This window comes from Microvirga sp. CF3062, assembly GCF_036314045.1.
Classification (GTDB): Bacteria; Pseudomonadota; Alphaproteobacteria; order Rhizobiales; family Beijerinckiaceae; genus Microvirga.
This window is the reverse complement of sequence record NZ_JAYGGN010000001.1, coordinates 158,418-176,691: the sequence shown is the minus strand read 5'-3', so window position 1 is coordinate 176,691 and position 18,274 is coordinate 158,418. Positions and strand designations below refer to the sequence as shown.

Sequence of the window (18,274 nt, the reverse complement as noted above, 5' to 3'; positions counted from 1 at the left end):
TCATGACTTCGCTGAATGTCGGCATCATCGGATGCGGCAACATCTCGGGCATCTATCTCCAGAACATTCCCGCCTATCACGGCCTTAACCTTCGCGCCTGCGCAGACATGCGGCCGGAGGTTGCCCAAGCCCAGGCAAGCCGTCACGGCATCGAGGCCATGACGGTCGACCAGCTCCTGGCCCGCGACGACATCGATCTCGTGGTCAACCTCACCGTGCCGGCCGCTCATTTCGGCGTCTCGTTGGCAGCCCTCAGTGCGGGCAAGCACGTGTTCTCGGAAAAGCCCCTCGCGGTCGATTTTGAGCAGGGCCGCAGGCTCGTCGACGAGGCGGAGGCCCGCGGCCTTCATCTCGGCTGTGCGCCCGACACCTTCCTCGGCGCCGGCGGGCGGCTTGCCCGCAAGCTCGTCGACGATGGCGCCATCGGGCGCATACTGTCGGGAACCGCTTTCCTGATGTCTCACGGCATGGAGCACTGGCACCCGGATCCGGAATTCTTCTTCAAGCCCGGCGGCGGCCCGATCCTCGATATGGCGCCGTATTATCTCAGCACCCTCGTCAACCTGATCGGCCCGGTGCAGCGCGTCTTCGCCATGTCGAGCATCGGCTTTCCGGAGCGGGTCGTGACCGCGGAATCGCCGCGCAAGGGCCACAGCATCACGGTCGAGACGCCCACCCATGTAACGGCTTTGCTCGAATTCGCCTCAGGCGCGCAGGTGACCTTCTGCATGAGCTGGGACGTTTGGAAGCACAGTCATCCGGCCATCGAGATATACGGCTCGGAAGGGTCGCTGCGCGTGCCCGATCCGAACTTCTTCGGCGGCCATGTGGAGGTCACCGAGCGCGGCGGGGACTGGCGCACGGTCGATTCGAGCGAGATGCCGCTCGGCGTTCCCAACTGGCGCTCGCCGAACTGGGCCCCCGAGATGCCGAACAAGGCCAATTACCGGGCCCTCGGTCTCGCCGACCTCGCGAGCGCGGTTCTGAACGGTACACCCCACCGCTCCAGCGGGCGCCTTGGCCTGCACGTTCTCGAGGTCATGCATAGCATTCTCGAGGGTGCCGCGACGGGTCAACCCAGGGCGATCACCACCGCGCTCGAACGCCCGGCGACCCTGGAGGATGCAGACGCCTCCATTCTCTGGAAAGGCCTTCCCCAGACGGCATCCGCCGCCTGAGGCTCATGATCCTTGATGGAAAGAACGAGGCGATGCGGGAAGCACTCATCGTGTGGGGCGGCTGGGATGGCCACGAGCCGCAGCAATGCGCCGGGATCATCGCCGGAATGCTGCAGGAGGAGGGCTTCAGGGTGCGCCTGGAGACCTCGACCCGCGCCTTCGCCAGCCCTCAGCTCTCCACGATGAGCCTCGTCGTGCCGATCTTCACCATGTCGAAGATCGAGAAGGATGAGGTCGCCAATCTTTCGCTGGCCGTACGTGAGGGAACTGGCCTTGCAGGCTTCCACGGCGGCATGGGCGATGCCTTCCGCGAAGCCGTCGAATATCAGTTCATGTGCGGCGGCCAGTGGGTGGCCCATCCGGGCAACATCATCGACTACCGGGTGAACATCACCCGGCCCGATGATCCGGTGATGGAAGGCATCCGCGACTTCGACTACCGATCCGAGCAGTACTACATGCATGTGGACCCGTCAAACGAGGTTCTCGCGACCACCGCCTTCTCGGGCGAGCATGCGCCCTGGATCGAAGGCGTGGTGATGCCGGTCGTCTGGAAGCGCCGTCATGGCCAGGGACGTGTGTTCTACAGCTCGCTCGGGCATGCGGCGAAGGAGTTTGAGGTGCCGGAGATGCGCACGATCCTGAGGCGCGGCATGGTGTGGGCAGCTCGCGCCTGAACGATCTGCTGCCGCGTCGGAGGCAGCATGCTGTCAGGCCTGACGTGATCGCAATGGCAGCACGTTCGATCCGTTGCTGGCCTGCGGGATTAACCGACGCAGTTCCCGCTCCAGCTCTGCAGGGTGATAAGGCTTGTTCAGGATCGGGAAGCCTTCCCTGGCCGCACGCTCGACGGAATCGCTGTAGCCCGTCGCCAGCAGGATCGGAATGGCAGGCCAGCGCTCCCGGACAATCCGGGCCAAATCCAGGCCGTCCATTCCTCCGGGCATGACGAGATCGGAGAAAATGACATCAAACTGCGCGTCCCGCTCCAGGAATCGAAGCGCATCATGAGCGGACGCGCAATGCTCCACCTGATGCCCCAGTTCGCGCAGCAACGCGATAGCGGATTCAGCAACCTGTAAGTTATCCTCGACCACCAGGATACGTGAAGCCTGAAGTGAGGTCAGAGGAACGGCCTCTTCCAGGACGCCCTCGCTCCGATCCTTGTACGTTCGCCTGAGAAGGAGGGTCACGGCCGTTCCTCGGCCGACCTCGCTCTTGATGTCGACAGATCCTCCCGACTGCTGAACGAAGCCGTAGACCTGAGCCAAACCCAGCCCTGTGCCCCGTCCAACAGGCTTTGTCGTGAAGAACGGCTCAAAGACTTTCTGAAGGACCTCAGGCGCGATGCCAGTTCCTGTATCGCTTACTTCGATGGACACGAACTCGGCCAGCCCGTCATTGTGGGAGATGGTGTTCCGGACGCAGACCGTGAACCTGCCACCTTTCGGCATCGCGTCACGCGCATTGGCCGCAAGATTGATGAGAACGGCCTGCAGCTGCGCCGGGTCAACCTCGACAGGCCACAAGTCCTCAGCGAAATCGATCTCAAGCGTGATGTCTCCCCGCAGGGATTGCGCCAGCATATCTCCCATTCCCCCGATCAAGTCTTTCAGGTCAACGATCTCAGGTTTCAGGGGTTGGCGTCGTGAGAAAGCGAGAAGCTGCGAGGTCAGCTTACGCCCGTGCTCGACGGCATTGATGGCATTATCGATCAGACGTGGAGCACGATCAGGCTTTGCGCGCCTCAACATATCGAGATTACCCATCACGACTGTCAGCAGGTTGTTGAAGTCGTGCGCAATGCCTCCGGTGAGCTGTCCGACCGCTTCAAGGCGCTGCGCCTGGCGCAGTTGCTCTTCCATTCGGCGCTGTTCAGTGAGATCAATGGAGGTCACAAAGATTTTTGTGACCTGACCCTGCTCGTCAAGCAGCGGAACGAGAACGGTCCGGCGGGTGACTTCGCCGATCGGCACCTTTCCTGTCACTTCGAAATCCATGATCGACTTCGTCACGACACAGGTACGGTAGTGTTTGGAAACGTGATTTGCAGTCTCGGGCGCGAATATCTCCTGGGGCATTCTGCCGACGAAGCCATCACGGGCGAAACCTAAGGATTTCAGCAGCGCGCTGTTGGCATCCTCATAGACGAAGCGATCGTTCGGGTAGACGCCGATGACTGCGAGATTGAAAGGAGAATGCTCGAAAAGGGTGCTGTACTTATCCCGGCTCTGACGAAGTTCGGTCTCAGTCTCCTTCTCGTGCGTGATATCGCGCAGGGATCCGAGCACACGTACAACCGGTTCATCGCCTTCACGGATAGGAACGAGAGTCGTCATCCATACGCCCTGGCGTGCAGGGAAGGCGTGATTCTGCTCGTAGACCATCAAGTGTCCGGACGTCAGGCAATCACGGACACGCGCCTCTAGAACCGGCCATTGATCGGGAGGCAGGATGTCTCTCAATTGCCGTCCGACGATGTCGGCGGAGGGCTTGCCGATCAGGTGCTCCACCACAGGATTGCATGCTTCGGCCACGATGCCCCCGTGGGATGACAGCTTGAAGACGAAGATGCCATCCGCGCTGAACCTGAAGACGCCGGCATAGAGTGCCTCACGGTCAGCAAGAGCCACCTGGCTTTCGCGAAAGCTCGCGTTGGCCGTTTCGAGCTCCCGCGTTCGCTCCTCGACCCGCAGCGCGAGGCTCTCTTTGACCTCTCTGAGACGGTCATAAGCCTCATCGCGTTCGACCTTCTGCTGACGCAGAACCTCCCGCGTGCTTTCGAGCGCATGACGCAGCACCGAAGTTTCTCTGAATTCTACGCCGGTGGAACGGAGAGGCTCCGCAAAACCACCATCCTGAAGCGCCAGCGCATCTCTTGCCAGAACCTCAACCGGGCGGGTGATGCGCCTGGTAACGTGAAATGCCAAGGCGGCTCCCAGCGCGAGAAGTACGCTGCCCGCGGCAGCGAGGGCAAAAGCAAGATCGCGGGCGCCAGCATCGAACTCCGAGTTTGGAAGGGCTACGATTGTGGACCAACCTGAAGACGGAGATCGGGCCAAGGCCAAGACCACGGCCTCTCCATCGAGGGATGTGCCTTCGAACACCCCCTGCTCCAGACCCGACTGGATACGCCGCACATTTTCCGTGCTTACAGGCTTGCCGACGAATGGCTCTGGATTGCGGGACCGTGCCACCATTGTCCCATTCCGGTCCACGATCGCACCGATCCAGGCCGGCGGCAGGCGCTGATCGGAGAAGATGCGTGCCACAACCGGTGCTGGCATAATGACAGAAACATATCGCGGCGAGCCATCATCGAGGGTGACAAGCGTATCGATGCCGACAGTCGGCTGCTTCGCGACCACCCCCGTAAAGAGATTGCTGACTCGCACCTGTCCGGGGGTGATGCCTTTCCAATGATCCTGAACCGGCAGTTCAGGCAGGGCTGCTCCGGGCGGCAAGCGGGTGTTGACCACCTGCCGCCCCAGTTCCTCGACCACGACCCAGGCGTCCGGCATACGGGTTGCCCGGCGCGCGAGCGCATCGAAGGCGGCATGATCCTTGGTCTGGAGGACGGGCGAAGCGGCCAGAGCCCATAAAAGCGCCTCTGCCTGCCCAAATTGGCGATCCAAGACCAGCGAGAGCGCGCGCCCCGTCTCGAGCAGATGCTTCTGGATTTCCTGACGGTCCCGGTAATAACCCGTGTAGAGGGCCAAGACAGCAGCGGCGAAAGTTGGGATCAGCAGGGCAAAGACGATGAGGAGCAGGCGCACTCTCAAAGACGGCAGGCGGGGCTTGCTGCCCGGCGGCTTGAGCTTCGGCGTCCAATCCTGCCTGTGAACCACGCCCGCCCCTATAACTATATTTCAATTTGTACTTAGCTTTAGGGCAATATGCCTTATGGGTCGAGCCTGCGGAATGCTCGATGTCTAACAAATATGCCGCGCCTGCCTCATGCTTCAGAGCAGAGGATATTTCAGGCGGGGAGAGAATGAAGATGGCTGGGGCGCCAGGATTCGAACCTGGGAATGGCGGTACCAAAAACCGCTGCCTTACCACTTGGCGACGCCCCAATAGGTGTGGCGTGTACATAATCGGCTCAAACGCGGCTGGCAACACCGTTTTGCACCTGGTCCAATCCGATAGAAAAGGTTCAAATCTCCCCTTGCGGCGCTCCCCCCTCGCCGCTATAAGACCGCCTCCCGGGAATTTCTCGATGTCGGAGTGTAGCGCAGTCTGGTAGCGCACCACGTTCGGGACGTGGGGGTCGCAGGTTCAAATCCTGCCACTCCGACCATTCTTCTTCCATAAATCGACAGTTGAATTCCCGCGAAGTCATCGGGCGAGCAAGGCTCGAAGACTATCTTGTGACGTTCAGGTCATGAACTGCTTTCGCAGTCCGCTCAATGCGTCGAGAAGCGCCCGTCTTCCTGATAGGTCTCGTAGTGCAGGGTCTGGGCCGGGATCGCCTCGAGTTGACGCGGTGCCCTCGGCCAATCCTGCGGGACCTCGTTGGTCTGGGGCATGTAACGGGGGCGGAAGCGCAGGTCGACGAGGCTTCGCAACTCGGGGGCTGCCAGATCCAGCACATTGGCGTCCCGCCAGCGGCGATGCAGCCTGGCCTTACCGGTCATCCGGCCCCAGAAGCCCGCCACCTCCTCCTCGACCTGCAGCACAATGCGCCCGGTCCAAGTCTTACGCAGATTAAAACGTCCTGTCAGAGCCATTTGACGCTCCTCAACTCTTTCGATCACTTCAAAATATGAGCGCCAAAGCTGCGGCTGCTTAAGCTTTCAAGCTCGACAATCCGCGGCTCGGACGCTCGGTTGAATCCATTCCTTTAGCCAATGCCTTTGCAGACCAACGGTTCCGGCCCAGACATCCATCAACCATCAATGTCGCATCTACGATGTGCGTCAGGGCACGAGCAGCCCTTTGAGAAAGTAATTAGGCGTGAGACGCAAGAATTCAGGAGATTGAAGGATGGAAATTTTGGGATACGAGTAGCAATTGATGCATTGAAAAAGATCCCACAGCAGGCGAAATGCTTCCCAATAAATCTTAGCCCCGGCGCGGTTTCGACGTGAGATCGATGGTGACGAGTTGCCCGGTCTTAGGGTCAAGGATGGTCATGAAGGCCTCCTGTTCTGTTGGCGTAGGAGAAACGCCGCAAGACCTCGGTGGATCAAAACGTCCTGATAACGTGGTAAGCAATTCGTTACTGCAAGCTGCGCTATAAAGACTGGGAACATTTCGCCCGGGCTTGTATCCGGTGGCTCCCTCCTCGGCTAATCGGCTGTGCCGATCGCCCCTCCCCACAATTCGGAGACTAACCGATGAACACAGCTCATCTCGAAACCGTTTGGGCGCCACGCCTTCTCAGCATTCTGCGCATCGTCGCAGCGCTCATCTTCATGGCCCATGGCACGCAGAAGCTCCTTGGCTTCCCTGCTTCTCCTAATCCCAGCCCGGAAATGTTCAGCCTGCCCTGGATCGCCGGAGTGCTTGAAATCGTCGGCGGTGCGCTGCTGATCCCTGGCCTCTTCGTGCGGCCTACGGCATTCCTCCTCTCCGGCCTGATGGCGTTTGCCTATTGGCTCGCCCATGCACCGCGCAGCCCCTACCCTGTCCTGAACGGTGGCGATGCTGCAATCCTCTACTGCTTCGTGTTCCTGTTCCTCGCCGTCGCCGGCGGCGGCGCGTGGAGCCTGGATCGCACTCTGCGCAGGGCCTGAGCCTTCGCTGCGGGTGAGAGGTATCGCAGCCTCTCACCTACTCAGACTTTGTGCCCATGGGTCGACGCAGGCGCTCGTCCTCTACTTCAACATGAAGCGTGTGATCGCCACCGTCCTCGTCGCTGTTGTCGAACGGAATCGGCATGAGATCCGTCATCAGACCTGTCGTCGTCGAGGCCGCAGCGCCGATGGGCGGAGCCGGCGCCTCACCCAGCAGCCTCGTCTCCGCATCCGTCTCGATCTCACCCTCGTCATCCAGAGTGCTCACCACCCTGTCCATCTGAGCTTCGTCGACCTTCACGGTCACCAGCGCACCACCACGGCGCACGCCATCCGCATAGGTGCGCGCCTCGTCGTCGGTCAGGCCGGCATCGGCCAAGGCGCCCGTGAGACCACCGACAGCCGCACCGGCACCGGCGCCGACCAGGGTCGAGACAATCCATCCGGCAGCAATCACAGGCCCAAAACCCGGAATAGCGACCGTGCCAAGCCCGGCCAGAAGGCCCGCGCCGGCTCCTGCAACCGTTCCGGCCGCCGCCGTGGCGCCGGCAAAGTGATGCGATGATCCATCAGGCTCGAACGACCTTGACGCATGATGCGTGTAGGCATCGTTGAAGTTGTTGGACACGAGGCTGATCTCGAAATCCGGCATCCGGGCTGCCTCGAGCCGCTGCACCGCCCGTGCGGCCTCCTCATAGGTGTCGAAGAAGGCGGTAATCCTGCGCTCGGCCATGGGAGCCCTCCGGTCATTGGCTTGTACGAGGCTAATGAGCGGCTGGTTAAGCGGTTCCCTGCGCTGCGATGACACCTTCCAGCCGGCTCAACTCCCTGATAAGTTCAGGCAAAAGGTGCCCGAAAAGGGTGTTTTGGGGGCTTCCCGTCATGAGACATATCCACCTCGACGATGGCTTGCGGCTGCGCTTTCCCGGCCGCAGCGAAGATTTCGACCAAGGCGTCGAGATCGGCATGCTGGCCGTTCTGATGGACCAGGATACTCCTGAGTTCTCGCGCTGGATCGCCCGTTCCAACCTCAGCCAGGTTCAGGCCATCGCCAAGCAGATGGGCTACCGCATCGAGGAAGGCAGCGGCGACGCGGAATGGGTGGACGTCACCTTCCTCCATGGCAGCGTCAAGGCTCGGCCGAAGCTCAAGCTGGTGCACTCGGCCGGCTGAACGCCGCCGAGGATAACCACTCTTCCATCCTGAAAAGGAAGAAGCCGCCCGAAGGCGGCTTCAGAAGGCTTTCGTTTAAGGCTTATCAGGCCTTGCCGCCGCGACGGGTCACGGACCAGGCGGCCTGCATGAGGGCCACGGCCAGGGCGGTCTTGACGATGGTGGCGGCTACGAACGGGGCGGCGCCGACCGTCCAGGCCTTCGCGAAGGGCATCACCACGGACAGCTGAGCCAGACCGAAGGCGAAGATCACCGCATGGCCGGTGCTCATCATCACGATGACGCGCAGGAGCGAACGGTCCCAGCCACGCTCGGCCATGAAGCCCATCACGAGAGCCGCTGCCACGAAGCCGAACAGGAAGCCGCCGGTCGGACCCATGAGGTAACCGATGCCGGCCGTCGGGCCGGCGAAGACGGGCATGCCCATCGCACCTTCAGCGAGATAGAGGGCTACGGTCGCACCACCGAGGCGCCAGCCATAGGACGCGCCGATCATCAGCACGACCAGGGTCTGCAGCGTCATCGGAACGAAGGGCAGCGGCACCTGGACTTTGGCCGAGATGGTGAGAAGCGCCGTGCCGACGACCATCAGCACGATGGCGCGGAGCGCAGCGAAGCGGGCATCGTCCCGGGACGGCCAGAGGAGGCCGACGAGGGTCGAGGGAGAAGACAGCGAAGGGGCGCTGGTCGTCATACAGGCAATCTCCAGATCATCCGCCATGCGCGCGGCGGCTCATGAAGCCTTATAGGAGGGTCCGCCTCTTGCCTCAAGCCGCCGTCTTGAGCATTCGACCGGACTGTGAACACCCTTTAGTCCAAGGCAGAATGTTTTGACCGAAGTGGCAAGGACCTCCAATGGCAGACGACCTCACCTTTGACACCCGCCCCCCGGCTCATGCCGAGGAATGTGTGCGCGTGAGCCCGCTCGTCCGCCGAATCGTCGCCGGCAATCCGGGGCCGATCACGTTCACGGGCACCTGCAGCTACATCGTCGGCACCGGGAATGTCGCCATCATCGATCCAGGCCCGGATATGCCAGGACACGTGGAGGCGCTCCTATACGCCGTGCGGGACGAGACGGTGACCCACATCCTCGTCACCCATACGCATAAAGATCATTCGCCGGCGGCGGCGGCCATCAAGGCCGCCACGGGGGCCATCATCGTCGGCTGCGCTCCCCATCGCAGTGCCCGCCCCCTGTTCACCGGCGAGGTCAACACGCTGGAGGCGAGCTCCGACAAGGATTACGTGCCTGATCGGGAACTGTTTGAGGGCGATGCCGTCGAGGGACCCGGCTGGACCCTGGAGGCTCTCGCCACGCCGGGTCACATGGCCAACCACCTCGCCTTCGCGCTGCCTGAGGAGAAGGCTCTGTTCTCTGGCGATCATGTCATGGCGTGGTCCACCACCGTGGTGGCCCCACCCGACGGCTCCATGAGCGAGTTCATGGCCTCCCTCGACAAGCTCAGGGGCCGCGAGGAAACCCTCTACTGGCCGGGCCATGGCGGTCCGGTGCAGGAGCCTCAGCGCTTCGTGCGCGCCCTCAGCCATCATCGCCGCCAGCGCGAGGCCTCGATCCTCAACCGGCTGAGGGCTGGCGACCGGACGATCCCCGAGATTGTGGCGGCCATCTATCAGGGCCTGAACCCAGCCTTGCTCGGCGCTGCAGGGCTATCGGTCTTTGCTCATCTGGAGGATCTGGTCGCGAAGGGGCAGGCTGCCGTCGATGGCCTTCCAGCCCTCGACAGCGAGTATCGTCCCGTCTGACGGGTCTATCAGCGCACCGCGATTGCGAGGTTAGAGGCCTCTTCGAGGAAATCGCGGATATGATCCGCATTGGCGCCTAGGTCATGACTGCCGAAGCGAGAGGCCGAACGGATATCGATACGCGTGCCGTCGACACGCGGGCGGACTCGGATCGTGATGTCGTAGGGCACCCTGAAAATCAGCGACCGGTCGACCGCTTCCAAGCGTCCAAGACCGACGCGTCCGCCCGGGGGCACGGCCTCGATCACGCGCCATCCGAGATTGTCAGCTGCCTTGCGCACGATGGCAAAAGCCTCGCCAGGGCCGATGTCGAGGGTGAGCGGCGCAATCTGAACATAGGCAGCCCGCTGCATCTCTCGCGCCTCCGGCGTCACGTCGGGGGGAACGCGCCCCTCGCGTGCCTCGAGGGCAGCGCGGGAGCGGGAGAAGCCCGGCGGGTCATCCGTGTCGGTGGTCACATCGGTGATCGCCGGCAGGGTGATGGCTTTGAGCGCCATGAAGCCCGGATAGGCGAGAATCAGCATCGCGACGATCAACCCCTTGATCGCGCTTCCCACCCCGCGCCGCCCTTCCTGCCAGATGCGGACGAACCCGGCCAGGGCACACAGAATCGCCACGAGAGCGATGGCGATGCCCGCTCCCAGGGCAATGAAGCCCGACTGATAGTCGATCCGGCCGAAGCGGATCAGCAGCACGACCAGGATGGTCACGGCAAGCGCGAACCATGCCAGCGTGGGCGACCACTTCGCCGGCCGCGAATAAGGCTCTTCGATGATGAGGCGACGCATCAGGTGGTCTTACAAATCTCTTTGAGCGAGCGCCACTGCTCATCTGAGAGCAGAGGCGCGCCGGGGCGGGACGGCACCTGTTTTTCCAAAGCTTTCAGCCGTTGATCGGTGACCGGGTGGGTGGAGAGAAAAGCCGGGATCTTGAAATCGTTCCCGTCATCGTCCTCCCCAAGCTTATCCTCGATCCGCTTGAGCAGCAGGGCCATGGGATGAGCAGGCCGTCCTAGGGCAGTCATCGAGCGACCAGCGAAATCGTCGGCCGCCATCTCAGCGTCTCGCGAATAAGCGCTGTCCACGAGATAACGGCTCACGACGACGATGGCGCCGCCTCCGGTGACGTCGCCGAGCAGCAGGCCGAGGAGATAGGACGTGCCGCCCGCCTGGATCAACTTGCGCAATCCATCCCTGTGCGCGGCATGGCCGATCTCATGCGCCAGCACGCCGGCGATCTCGTCGGCCGATTCCGCCTCATCGAGAAGCGCCTTGAAGAGATAGATCCGCCCTCCCGGCAGGGCGATGGCGTTCGGCACCTTCGATTCCAGCACCGCCACGTCGATATCAGCCGGGAGATCCTGCGCTCCGCGCAGTTGTGCGACGAGGGTTTCGAGCGCCGCGAGGCCGCGCGGATCCTTGCAGATCTTGCCGCTGAAGATCGTGCGGATCTGGTTGTCGACCGCCGTGCCGAGACGGCGCTCGTACGACGCCGGAATAAGCGGCGTCAGCCTCTCCGCCAGAATGGGGAGCAGGAAGAAGACGCAGAGCAGGATCGAGAGCGCCGCCGCCGCAGACCAGAACAGGATCCGGCCCGTCTTCTCCCGATGAACGGCGTCATCGAGATGCAGGCAAAGCAGCCTGATCGCCGACTGCGTTTCCGCATCTGCGATGTCGAGACGGGCAAGGGAGTGCGCCTCTTCGCGCGTCAACCGCAGAATGCCGTCAGGAGCATCGCGTCTCCTGATGTCGGCGGCAGGCCAGGAGGCGATCCAATCAGGCCCTTCATGAAGATCGAGAGAGGATGGGGTGATCTTGACCGAAACCGTTCTGCGACGGGCGCTCTCGCCGTCATAGAACACCGCATCCGCCATCGCTTACCTCATATGCCGACGTTGAAATCGAGCGCGTCGGCCAATCCCTCTCCGAGAACGCCCGCCGGCTGCCCGGCGGCCACCGCGGCATCGATCGCCCGCAGGTTGGTCACCGTCGTGGAGGTCACGATCGCAGCCCATAAGCCCCGTCCGAGGAAGTAGCGCTGAAGAACGCCGAGACCGAGAAGAACGATCAGATAGGCGACGACAACCAGAAGACCAGCACTCAACGATGACAACGACAAACCATCGGCCTCTGCCATGGCTGCCGTGAAGAAGGACGAGAAGAGATAAGCGGCCACGCCAGCAATGATGCCGAATGCAATCAGGAATCCGAAGGACGAGAAGAGCAGCTTGAAGATCAGTCCGTAATACGTCCCGGCTCGGAAGTTGCTCGCTGCGGTGACGTCGCTGAAGCGCAGACCGTCGATATGCCAGCGGGTGAAAATCGCCATCGCCAGTGGCACAAGCGCCACGATGAGCAGACCAACGAGGCCCGCGAGACCCTGCAAGGCGGGCTTACCGCTCCCCGTAGCAATGTCGGAAGCGACGAAGAGGAAAAAGGTGAAGGTCAGAAGAACGAGCCCCGACGCCCAAACCCACCATCCGCGCTTGAACAGGGACCAGCCGGTTCCGACGAAATCGCCTTGGATGCTGCCGAAATAGGTATGTCGCATCCGGTAGCGCTCGAGGGAGGCCATGGCCCATGGCAGTGCAAGGCCAAGCGTCAGAAGAGTGGCGAGATCCCACAGAATGGCCCGGACGGCATAGGCCCAGCCCGAGCCCTTCATCCAGAAGCGAACACCCCGGAAGATGGTTCGGCTCGCGCGGTACTTGCGGGCCCGGTAGCTGCCGAAATGAGCCAGCACATACATGACGATCACGAGCGGCACGCTGGCGAAGGCGTACTGCTCCTCAGCCATGATACCGATAATGAAATACGCGATGTAGAGGGGAACGAGAACGGCGAGCGCAATGAGGAAGCCGATCAGCAGTTCCTTCGCGGTCCCGGTATATTCGAAAGCCTCCCCGTCGATCTGCGTGTTCGCCCAGAGGTGCCGCCGCAGCTTCGTGATCAGCCAGAAGCGATAGAAGCCGAAGGTCGGGATCTGAAAGAGGCTTCCGGTGATCAGAAGCCTGAGGAAGTCCCCGCCCCTGCCTGAGAAGGACATGGACGCATTGTGTGCTGTGGGCTGGGCCAGAGGCAGATCGGTGGACAGAGAAGCGGTCATGGATCAAGGCTCGGTGATGGTCCCTCAAGCTGTACCACAAATATGGAACATTAGAACATGCGACTTGATTGAACCTCTCCCTTTGCTCCACCGGAAAGGTGCGGGAGAAGTGCCGACCCGGCAGGCTGCGAGGGTGACGGCGGGAATGGTTTCACTGTAAACTATCCGCCCTGTATCTGGAGTATGAACCCTTGACGTCCTCCTCCTCGGCCTCTGCCGAGATCAACGCTGCCGATCCTCTGCGGATCTGGTTCCGGATCATCCGCCTGAACCGGCGCGCAACCAATGCAGTCGCGGCGGAACTGAAGGCCCTTGGCCTGTCGATCCCCCAGTTCGACCTGTTGTCTACTCTCACGGAGCGCGAGGGCTTAAGCCAGCAGGAGCTGGCGGAACGGCTTTATGTCACCAAGGGCAACGTGTCGGGCCTGCTCGACCGCATGGTCGAGGCCGGTCTCGTGGAACGGCGCGCAATCCCAGGCGACCGGCGCTCCAACGCTCTCCATCTCACTCCCAAAGGGCGTGACCTCGCCAACCAGGGGATCGCGGCCCAGCGCTCCTATGTGATGCGGACCCTCGGAACACTCCCGACGCAGGATCTCGTCGAGCTGGAGCGGGTTGTTCTGGCCTGGCGCGATCGGGCGCGCGCCGACGAGGAGGCTTCACCCGCCAAACAACGCTAGGAGCACCGATGTTCGATGCGGTGGCATTCGCGGGCGGCGGCAACCGCTGCTACTGGCAGGGAGGCTTCTGGGAGGCCGCAGCGCCGCTGCTCGGATTGAAGCCGGAGATCGTGGTCGGCGTGAGCGCAGGCGCCTGGTCGGCCTGCTACAGCCTCCTCGGTCTCGGCCGGAAGGTAAACGAGATGGTGGCTGAAGGCTGCAGCATCGGGCGCCGCAATTTCGAATGGCGCGCCTGGCGCAGCGAGGGCTCGCCCTGGCCTGTCTCGCTCATGTACCGCAGCCTGATCGAGAGCATCATCGACGAGACGGCCTTGGAGCACCTGAAGCAAGGTCCCGATGTCCTCATCGGTCTCGCCCGCAAGCCCCGCCGCCTGCCTCTGTCGCTTGCCGTTCCGCTGGGCATCGCCACGTACCAGATCGAGAAGACATGGCGCGCACCGGTCCACCCGAGAGGCGGCCGTGCGCTTGGCTTTCGCCCGGAATTCGTCCGCGTGCAGGATCTTGCGTCACCAGAAGAGCTCTCGGCGGTCCTGATGGCGAGCGCCAGCGTGCCGCCCTTCATGCCGGTCGGCCGCATCGGCGGCATGGCGGCCCTCGATGGCGGCCTCGTCGACAACGTGCCGACGGAGCCCCTGCTCCCCGTCGAGGAGCAGGGCGGCAGGACCCTGGTGATTCTCTCCCGGCTCTACCGTGCCGTTCCTCCGGTGAAGGGCCGCACCTACACCCAGCCCTCCCAGCCGGTCCCAATTGGACAATTCGACATCACCAACCCGGCCGGGATCCGCAAGGCTTACGAGATGGGTCTAAGGGATGGCGAGAGCTTTGCAAAAGGTGTGGCTGCGCACAGCTTCTGAGGAAGCGCCTCTGTAGAACACGCTCAGGTGACGCAACGACAAGACGACAGGTATTCATGCCTTAAGTCGGCGGGAAGACTGCGCCGTTAAGTGTTGGTTCACCCTGCTTGCTTCATCTGCAGCCAAGCCAACACATGATCACCGGTCTGCCCCAAAGCGGTCACAGCCCTGGAGATCATAGAAGCAGGTTGCAGAGACAGCCTGTATTTTCCAGAGAGGATCCATGACCCAGCCCGCTCCAAGCCGAGACATCCGTTCAGGCCAACAGAATGCCGCCCAGTCCATCCCGGCCTTCAAGGACGTCGCCCTGCCGGCTCTCGCCGCGGCCGTTCAGGCCGCCAAGCTGCAGCAGAAGCGCCCGAAGGTCTCCGAGCTTCCCGCCTTCCTGCGCAAGGAAGCCATGCTGGGCCAGTAGCCCAAAACATAAAGAGCGCCCCTTCGGGCGCTCTTTTGTTGCCGGCTTCAATCTGCCGTTCGGCTTTAACGGACGATGACCTTCGTGTTCACCGGCACGCGATTGTAGAGGTCAACCACGTCGATGTTGCGCATCCGGATGCAGCCCGAGGAGACGGCAAAGCCGATCTTCTCCGGCTCGTTGGTGCCGTGAATGCGGTAGAGGGTGTCCTTGTTGCCCTCGTAGAGGTAGAGCGCCCGTGCGCCGAGCGGGTTGCTCGGACCGCCCTTGATGTATTGCACATGCGGCCAGCGCGCCTTCATCTCGGCCGGCGGATTCCAATCCGGCCACTCGGCCTTGCGGGCGATGGTGGAGGTGCCGGTCCAGCCATAGGCTTCGTCGCCGACCGCCACGCCGTAGCGGATCGCCTTCCTGTTGGGCTGCACGAGATAGAGCTGGCGCTCCTTCGTATCGACCACGATGGTCCCCGGCGCCTCACCGGTCGGATCGTCGATGAGGTAGCGGCCGAAGCGCGGATCCTCTTCGGCCTTCGGGATCTGTGCCATCCATTCGGCATCGCGCGACGAAACCTGAGGGTCGGGAATGCCCTTGTAGTTACAGCCGGCCAGGGCCGTCATCATTGCCAAAAGAAGGGGCAGACGAAAAAGACGCATCGTGCAAAGCTCTGAAGACTCAGCGGAACTGAGGCGAAGGATGGTTTCGGGCGGGTTTATAGACCGGAAGGTCGTCAAGTCGAATCGGAACACACCATGGCACGGCTCCGCTCCGAAAGGTGTTGCATCGCAACAACATAAACAGACCCATGTGACGCTGCGAAATTTGGCAGCGGCCCTTATCTAAGAAAATCAATGTCCACGCTCTACATTGCCCATCCGGCCTGCCTCGATCATCAGACACCCTTCGGCCATCCCGAGCGCCCCGATCGCATCCGAGCCATTGAGCGCGCCCTCGAGAAGGAGCGCTTCACATCGCTCGTTCGCGAGCAGGCGCCGATGGCCGAGATGGAAAGCCTCGCCCTCGCCCATCCGGAAGACCACATCCTCCGCCTCCGCGACATCAGCCCTCGGGAGGGGCTCGTCCAGATCGACGACGATACGGTCATGTCGCCCGGCACCTACGAGGCGGCCCTGCGGGGTGCCGGCGGTGCGGTGCTGGCCGTCGATGAGGTGATGGCCGGCAAGGTGAGAAACGCCTTCGTGGCCATGCGCCCGCCGGGGCATCATGCCGAGCGCGTCAGGGCCATGGGCTTCTGCTTCTTCAACAACGCGGCGATTGCCGCCCGCCATGCGCAGAGACGCCATGGCGCCGAGCGCGTGGCGATCTTCGACTGGGACGTGCACCATGGCAACGGCACCCAGGACATCTTCTGGTCGGACGAGACCGTGCTCTATTGCTCGACCCACGAGGCGCCGCTCTATCCCGGCACCGGGGCACTGTCCGAGAGGGGCGAACACGGCACCATCGTCAATGCGCCCTTAAGCGCCGGCGAAGGCAGCGAAGCCTTCCGCGAGGCGGTAGAAACCGTCATTGCGCCGCGCATCGACAGCTTCGCGCCCGATCTCATCATCATCTCGGCGGGATTCGATGCCCATTGGCGCGATCCGCTCGCCAGCCTGAACCTTACGGAATCGGACTTCGCCTGGGCGACGCAGAAGCTGATGGATCTCGCCGACCGCCATTGCGGCCAACGGATCGTGTCCGTTCTCGAAGGCGGCTACGACTTAGAGGGCCTCGCGAAGTCGACGGCGTTCCACCTTGATGCGTTGATGGGCCGTGAGGTGGGCGCATAGAGGGCATCCGGAGAACCATCCACGTCATGGCCGGGCTTGTCCCGGCCATCCCGATTCTGTGAAGCTCCATGCTTCAATCAATCGAGATCACCGGCACAAGGCCGGTGATGACGAGGAGGTTGAGACGCAGGCCTCAACCCTCAATCGGCTCCTGCCCCAGAAGCTCAATGCCGAAGCCGCTGAGACCCACATAGGAGCGGCTCGAGGTGGCAAGGTTGCGGATGGACTCGACGCCGAGATCCTTCAGGATTTGCGCGCCAAGACCGATCTCGCGCCACTGGCTTGAGCGCATCGCCTCAGATTCCGTCTCCTCGGTTTCCGCAAAAGATGTGATCGGAACGCCCGCCGTGCCGTCGCGCAGGTAGACGAGGACGCCCCTGCCCTCCTTGACGAAACGCTGCAGCGAGGCGTTCACCGCCTTGCCGCCCTCGAACACGTCGGTGAGCGCATTGGCGCGGTGCAGGCGCACGGGAATGTTCGTACCGTCGCCGATGCGGCCATGCACGAGAGCGATGTGCTGCACGCTGTCGAAGGGCGTCGAATAGGCATAGCCCGTGAACGAGCCCCACTGGGTCTCCACCGGGAAGGTGGCGATGCGCTCGACGAGCTTTTCCCGCGCCTGGCGATAGGCGATGAGGTCTGCCACCGAGATGCGCTTGAGGTTGTGGGTCTCGGCGAAGGCGTCGATCTGCCGGCCCTTCATCACGGTGCCGTCGTCGTTGGCCAGTTCGCAGATCACGCCCACCGGCGGCAGGTCCGCAAGCTTGCACAGATCGACAGCGGCTTCCGTGTGCCCCGAGCGCATGAGCACGCCGCCATCCTTGGCGATCAGCGGGAAGACATGGCCGGGCCGCACGAAATCGGTCGCGCCCATGTTGTTGTTGGCGAGCGCCCGCACCGTGTTCGAGCGCTGCTCGGCGGAGATGCCGGTGGTCAGGCCGTGCTTCACGTCGACGGTGACCGTAAATGCGGTGCCGAGCGGCGCATCGTTCGAGGCGACCATCGGGTCGAGCCGCAGGCGGCGAGCCTCCGCGGCGGTGAGCGGCGCGCAGACGATGCCGCAGGTGTTGCGGATGATGAAGGCCATCTTCTCCGGCGTGCAGAGGGAGGCGGCGACGATGAGGTCGCCTTCGTTCTCGCGGTCGTCGTCATCCGTGACGATGACGATTTCACCGCGAGCGAAAGCCTCGATGGCGTCGGTGACGGAATTGGGCATCAGGGCCTCCTTGGCGGCCGGGGGCAGGAAGTCGTTGGGCGTGACGGCGCCACGGGTTTCACGGGCGATCAGATCCGCCGTGTCCCGCGAGAGCCAAGCCTGTTCGGAGTTGCACATCTGGGTGATGGCGCCGGGCGTAACGCCGATCCGCCGCGCGAATTCCACGCGCGACACGCCATGACGGGTGAGCCACTCAGCCAGTTTCATGCCGGTGGTTTAGCCGAAGGTGCGATTTTAGTAAAACTAAAATCTGCATGCCTGCCCTTGCAGAATTGCCTGGCCCAAGGTGTGGACCCACTACCCCGACGTCATTACCGGCCTTGTGCCGGTGATCCCGATTAACTCAGGCCGCGCCTTT

Annotated in this window: 18 protein-coding genes and 2 tRNA genes; 10 read left to right on the top strand and 10 right to left on the bottom strand. The window is 62.5% G+C overall.

Annotated features, from left to right (window positions below):
* The first annotated feature begins 2 nt into the window (after positions 1 to 2).
* Entirely contained in the window at positions 3 to 1,178 is a 1,176-nt protein-coding gene (locus VB618_RS00915) for a Gfo/Idh/MocA family protein (protein ID WP_329794610.1), read from the top strand.
* Between the two features lie 32 nt (positions 1,179 to 1,210).
* Positions 1,211 to 1,855 carry a ThuA domain-containing protein gene (locus VB618_RS00910; RefSeq protein WP_329795102.1) on the top strand — a complete coding sequence of 215 codons (645 nt, stop codon included), beginning with the start codon at positions 1,211 to 1,213 and terminating at the stop codon, positions 1,853 to 1,855.
* Positions 1,856 to 1,888: 33 nt separating this feature from the next.
* Here the strand turns inward: VB618_RS00910 and VB618_RS00905 are convergent, their stop codons facing one another.
* Both VB618_RS00905 and VB618_RS00900 read right to left on the bottom strand, forming a co-directional pair.
* Complete coding sequence (locus VB618_RS00905) at positions 1,889 to 5,026, bottom strand: PAS domain-containing protein (protein ID WP_329794609.1); 3,138 nt, start codon at positions 5,024 to 5,026, stop codon at positions 1,889 to 1,891.
* 153 nt (positions 5,027 to 5,179) lie between these two features.
* Positions 5,180 to 5,254, bottom strand: a tRNA-Gln gene (locus tag VB618_RS00900).
* A 147-nt stretch (positions 5,255 to 5,401) separates the two neighbouring features.
* Between VB618_RS00900 and VB618_RS00895 the strand changes: the two genes are divergently transcribed.
* Positions 5,402 to 5,478, top strand: a tRNA-Pro gene (locus VB618_RS00895).
* A 106-nt stretch (positions 5,479 to 5,584) separates the two neighbouring features.
* Here VB618_RS00895 and VB618_RS00890 read toward each other — a convergent pair.
* Complete coding sequence (locus VB618_RS00890) at positions 5,585 to 5,908, bottom strand: hypothetical protein (protein WP_329794608.1); 324 nt, start codon at positions 5,906 to 5,908, stop codon at positions 5,585 to 5,587.
* A gap of 609 nt (positions 5,909 to 6,517) precedes the next feature.
* Between VB618_RS00890 and VB618_RS00885 the strand changes: the two genes are divergently transcribed.
* Complete coding sequence (locus VB618_RS00885; protein WP_329794607.1) at positions 6,518 to 6,916, top strand: DoxX family protein; 399 nt, start codon at positions 6,518 to 6,520, stop codon at positions 6,914 to 6,916.
* A 37-nt stretch (positions 6,917 to 6,953) separates the two neighbouring features.
* Here the strand turns inward: VB618_RS00885 and VB618_RS00880 are convergent, their stop codons facing one another.
* Positions 6,954 to 7,649, bottom strand: a complete 696-nt coding sequence (locus VB618_RS00880; RefSeq protein ID WP_329794606.1) for a hypothetical protein — start codon at positions 7,647 to 7,649, stop codon at positions 6,954 to 6,956.
* A 149-nt stretch (positions 7,650 to 7,798) separates the two neighbouring features.
* Here VB618_RS00880 and VB618_RS00875 point away from each other — a divergent pair, with 149 nt between their 5' ends.
* Complete coding sequence (locus VB618_RS00875) at positions 7,799 to 8,089, top strand: hypothetical protein (RefSeq protein WP_329794605.1); 291 nt, start codon at positions 7,799 to 7,801, stop codon at positions 8,087 to 8,089.
* Between the two features lie 85 nt (positions 8,090 to 8,174).
* On the opposite strand, the gene VB618_RS00870 is transcribed toward VB618_RS00875, so the two are convergent.
* Entirely contained in the window at positions 8,175 to 8,783 is a 609-nt protein-coding gene (locus tag VB618_RS00870) for a biotin transporter BioY (RefSeq protein WP_329794604.1), read from the bottom strand.
* A 161-nt stretch (positions 8,784 to 8,944) separates the two neighbouring features.
* On the opposite strand from VB618_RS00870, the gene VB618_RS00865 reads away from it, so the two are divergent.
* Positions 8,945 to 9,856, top strand: coding sequence for an MBL fold metallo-hydrolase (locus VB618_RS00865; RefSeq protein WP_329794603.1), 912 nt, complete (start codon positions 8,945 to 8,947; stop codon positions 9,854 to 9,856).
* Between the two features lie 8 nt (positions 9,857 to 9,864).
* Here the strand turns inward: VB618_RS00865 and VB618_RS00860 are convergent, their stop codons facing one another.
* From VB618_RS00860 to VB618_RS00850, 3 genes are read right to left on the bottom strand one after another with little or no spacing between them, the layout of a single operon-like run.
* Positions 9,865 to 10,644, bottom strand: coding sequence for a DUF1499 domain-containing protein (locus VB618_RS00860; RefSeq protein ID WP_329794602.1), 780 nt, complete (start codon positions 10,642 to 10,644; stop codon positions 9,865 to 9,867).
* On the bottom strand, positions 10,644 to 11,729 hold the full coding sequence (locus VB618_RS00855) for a M48 family metallopeptidase (RefSeq protein ID WP_329794601.1): 1,086 nt from the start codon (positions 11,727 to 11,729) through the stop codon (positions 10,644 to 10,646). Before VB618_RS00855 ends, VB618_RS00860 begins: the two co-directional genes overlap by 1 nt.
* A gap of 8 nt (positions 11,730 to 11,737) precedes the next feature.
* The gene (locus VB618_RS00850) at positions 11,738 to 12,961 is read right to left on the bottom strand and encodes a YjgN family protein (protein ID WP_329794600.1); all 1,224 of its coding nucleotides are present in this window, start codon (positions 12,959 to 12,961) and stop codon (positions 11,738 to 11,740) included.
* A 191-nt stretch (positions 12,962 to 13,152) separates the two neighbouring features.
* Between VB618_RS00850 and VB618_RS00845 the strand changes: the two genes are divergently transcribed.
* From VB618_RS00845 to VB618_RS00835, 3 genes are all read left to right on the top strand, one after another.
* Positions 13,153 to 13,641 (top strand): MarR family winged helix-turn-helix transcriptional regulator, encoded by a 489-nt coding sequence (locus tag VB618_RS00845; RefSeq protein WP_329794599.1) that lies wholly within the window; start codon positions 13,153 to 13,155, stop codon positions 13,639 to 13,641.
* Between the two features lie 8 nt (positions 13,642 to 13,649).
* Positions 13,650 to 14,495 (top strand): patatin-like phospholipase family protein, encoded by an 846-nt coding sequence (locus VB618_RS00840; protein ID WP_329794598.1) that lies wholly within the window; start codon positions 13,650 to 13,652, stop codon positions 14,493 to 14,495.
* Positions 14,496 to 14,718: 223 nt separating this feature from the next.
* The gene (locus VB618_RS00835) at positions 14,719 to 14,910 is read left to right on the top strand and encodes a hypothetical protein (protein WP_329794597.1); all 192 of its coding nucleotides are present in this window, start codon (positions 14,719 to 14,721) and stop codon (positions 14,908 to 14,910) included.
* A 65-nt stretch (positions 14,911 to 14,975) separates the two neighbouring features.
* On the opposite strand, the gene VB618_RS00830 is transcribed toward VB618_RS00835, so the two are convergent.
* Complete coding sequence (locus tag VB618_RS00830; protein WP_329794596.1) at positions 14,976 to 15,563, bottom strand: L,D-transpeptidase; 588 nt, start codon at positions 15,561 to 15,563, stop codon at positions 14,976 to 14,978.
* A gap of 195 nt (positions 15,564 to 15,758) precedes the next feature.
* Between VB618_RS00830 and VB618_RS00825 the strand changes: the two genes are divergently transcribed.
* Entirely contained in the window at positions 15,759 to 16,700 is a 942-nt protein-coding gene (locus tag VB618_RS00825; protein WP_329794595.1) for a histone deacetylase family protein, read from the top strand.
* 133 nt (positions 16,701 to 16,833) lie between these two features.
* Here the strand turns inward: VB618_RS00825 and ribB are convergent, their stop codons facing one another.
* Positions 16,834 to 18,123 carry a 3,4-dihydroxy-2-butanone-4-phosphate synthase gene (gene ribB / locus VB618_RS00820; protein ID WP_329794594.1) on the bottom strand — a complete coding sequence of 430 codons (1,290 nt, stop codon included), beginning with the start codon at positions 18,121 to 18,123 and terminating at the stop codon, positions 16,834 to 16,836.
* Positions 18,124 to 18,274: the final 151 nt, after the last annotated feature.

Excerpts from the sequence above, each read along its gene's own strand:
- VB618_RS00915 (WP_329794610.1), top strand. The coding sequence starts at position 3 with ATGACTTCGCTGAATGTCGGCATCATCGGATGCGGCAACATCTCGGGC.
- VB618_RS00910 (WP_329795102.1), top strand. The coding sequence starts at position 1,211 with ATGCGGGAAGCACTCATCGTGTGGGGCGGCTGGGATGGCCACGAGCCG.
- VB618_RS00890 (WP_329794608.1), bottom strand. The coding sequence starts at position 5,908 with ATGGCTCTGACAGGACGTTTTAATCTGCGTAAGACTTGGACCGGGCGC.
- VB618_RS00885 (WP_329794607.1), top strand. The coding sequence starts at position 6,518 with ATGAACACAGCTCATCTCGAAACCGTTTGGGCGCCACGCCTTCTCAGC.
- VB618_RS00880 (WP_329794606.1), bottom strand. The coding sequence starts at position 7,649 with ATGGCCGAGCGCAGGATTACCGCCTTCTTCGACACCTATGAGGAGGCC.
- VB618_RS00875 (WP_329794605.1), top strand. The coding sequence starts at position 7,799 with ATGAGACATATCCACCTCGACGATGGCTTGCGGCTGCGCTTTCCCGGC.
- VB618_RS00870 (WP_329794604.1), bottom strand. The coding sequence starts at position 8,783 with ATGACGACCAGCGCCCCTTCGCTGTCTTCTCCCTCGACCCTCGTCGGC.
- VB618_RS00865 (WP_329794603.1), top strand. The coding sequence starts at position 8,945 with ATGGCAGACGACCTCACCTTTGACACCCGCCCCCCGGCTCATGCCGAG.
- VB618_RS00860 (WP_329794602.1), bottom strand. The coding sequence starts at position 10,644 with ATGCGTCGCCTCATCATCGAAGAGCCTTATTCGCGGCCGGCGAAGTGG.
- VB618_RS00855 (WP_329794601.1), bottom strand. The coding sequence starts at position 11,729 with ATGGCGGATGCGGTGTTCTATGACGGCGAGAGCGCCCGTCGCAGAACG.
- VB618_RS00850 (WP_329794600.1), bottom strand. The coding sequence starts at position 12,961 with ATGACCGCTTCTCTGTCCACCGATCTGCCTCTGGCCCAGCCCACAGCA.
- VB618_RS00840 (WP_329794598.1), top strand. The coding sequence starts at position 13,650 with ATGTTCGATGCGGTGGCATTCGCGGGCGGCGGCAACCGCTGCTACTGG.
- VB618_RS00835 (WP_329794597.1), top strand. The coding sequence starts at position 14,719 with ATGACCCAGCCCGCTCCAAGCCGAGACATCCGTTCAGGCCAACAGAAT.
- VB618_RS00830 (WP_329794596.1), bottom strand. The coding sequence starts at position 15,563 with ATGCGTCTTTTTCGTCTGCCCCTTCTTTTGGCAATGATGACGGCCCTG.
- VB618_RS00825 (WP_329794595.1), top strand. The coding sequence starts at position 15,759 with ATGTCCACGCTCTACATTGCCCATCCGGCCTGCCTCGATCATCAGACA.
- ribB (WP_329794594.1), bottom strand. The coding sequence starts at position 18,123 with ATGAAACTGGCTGAGTGGCTCACCCGTCATGGCGTGTCGCGCGTGGAA.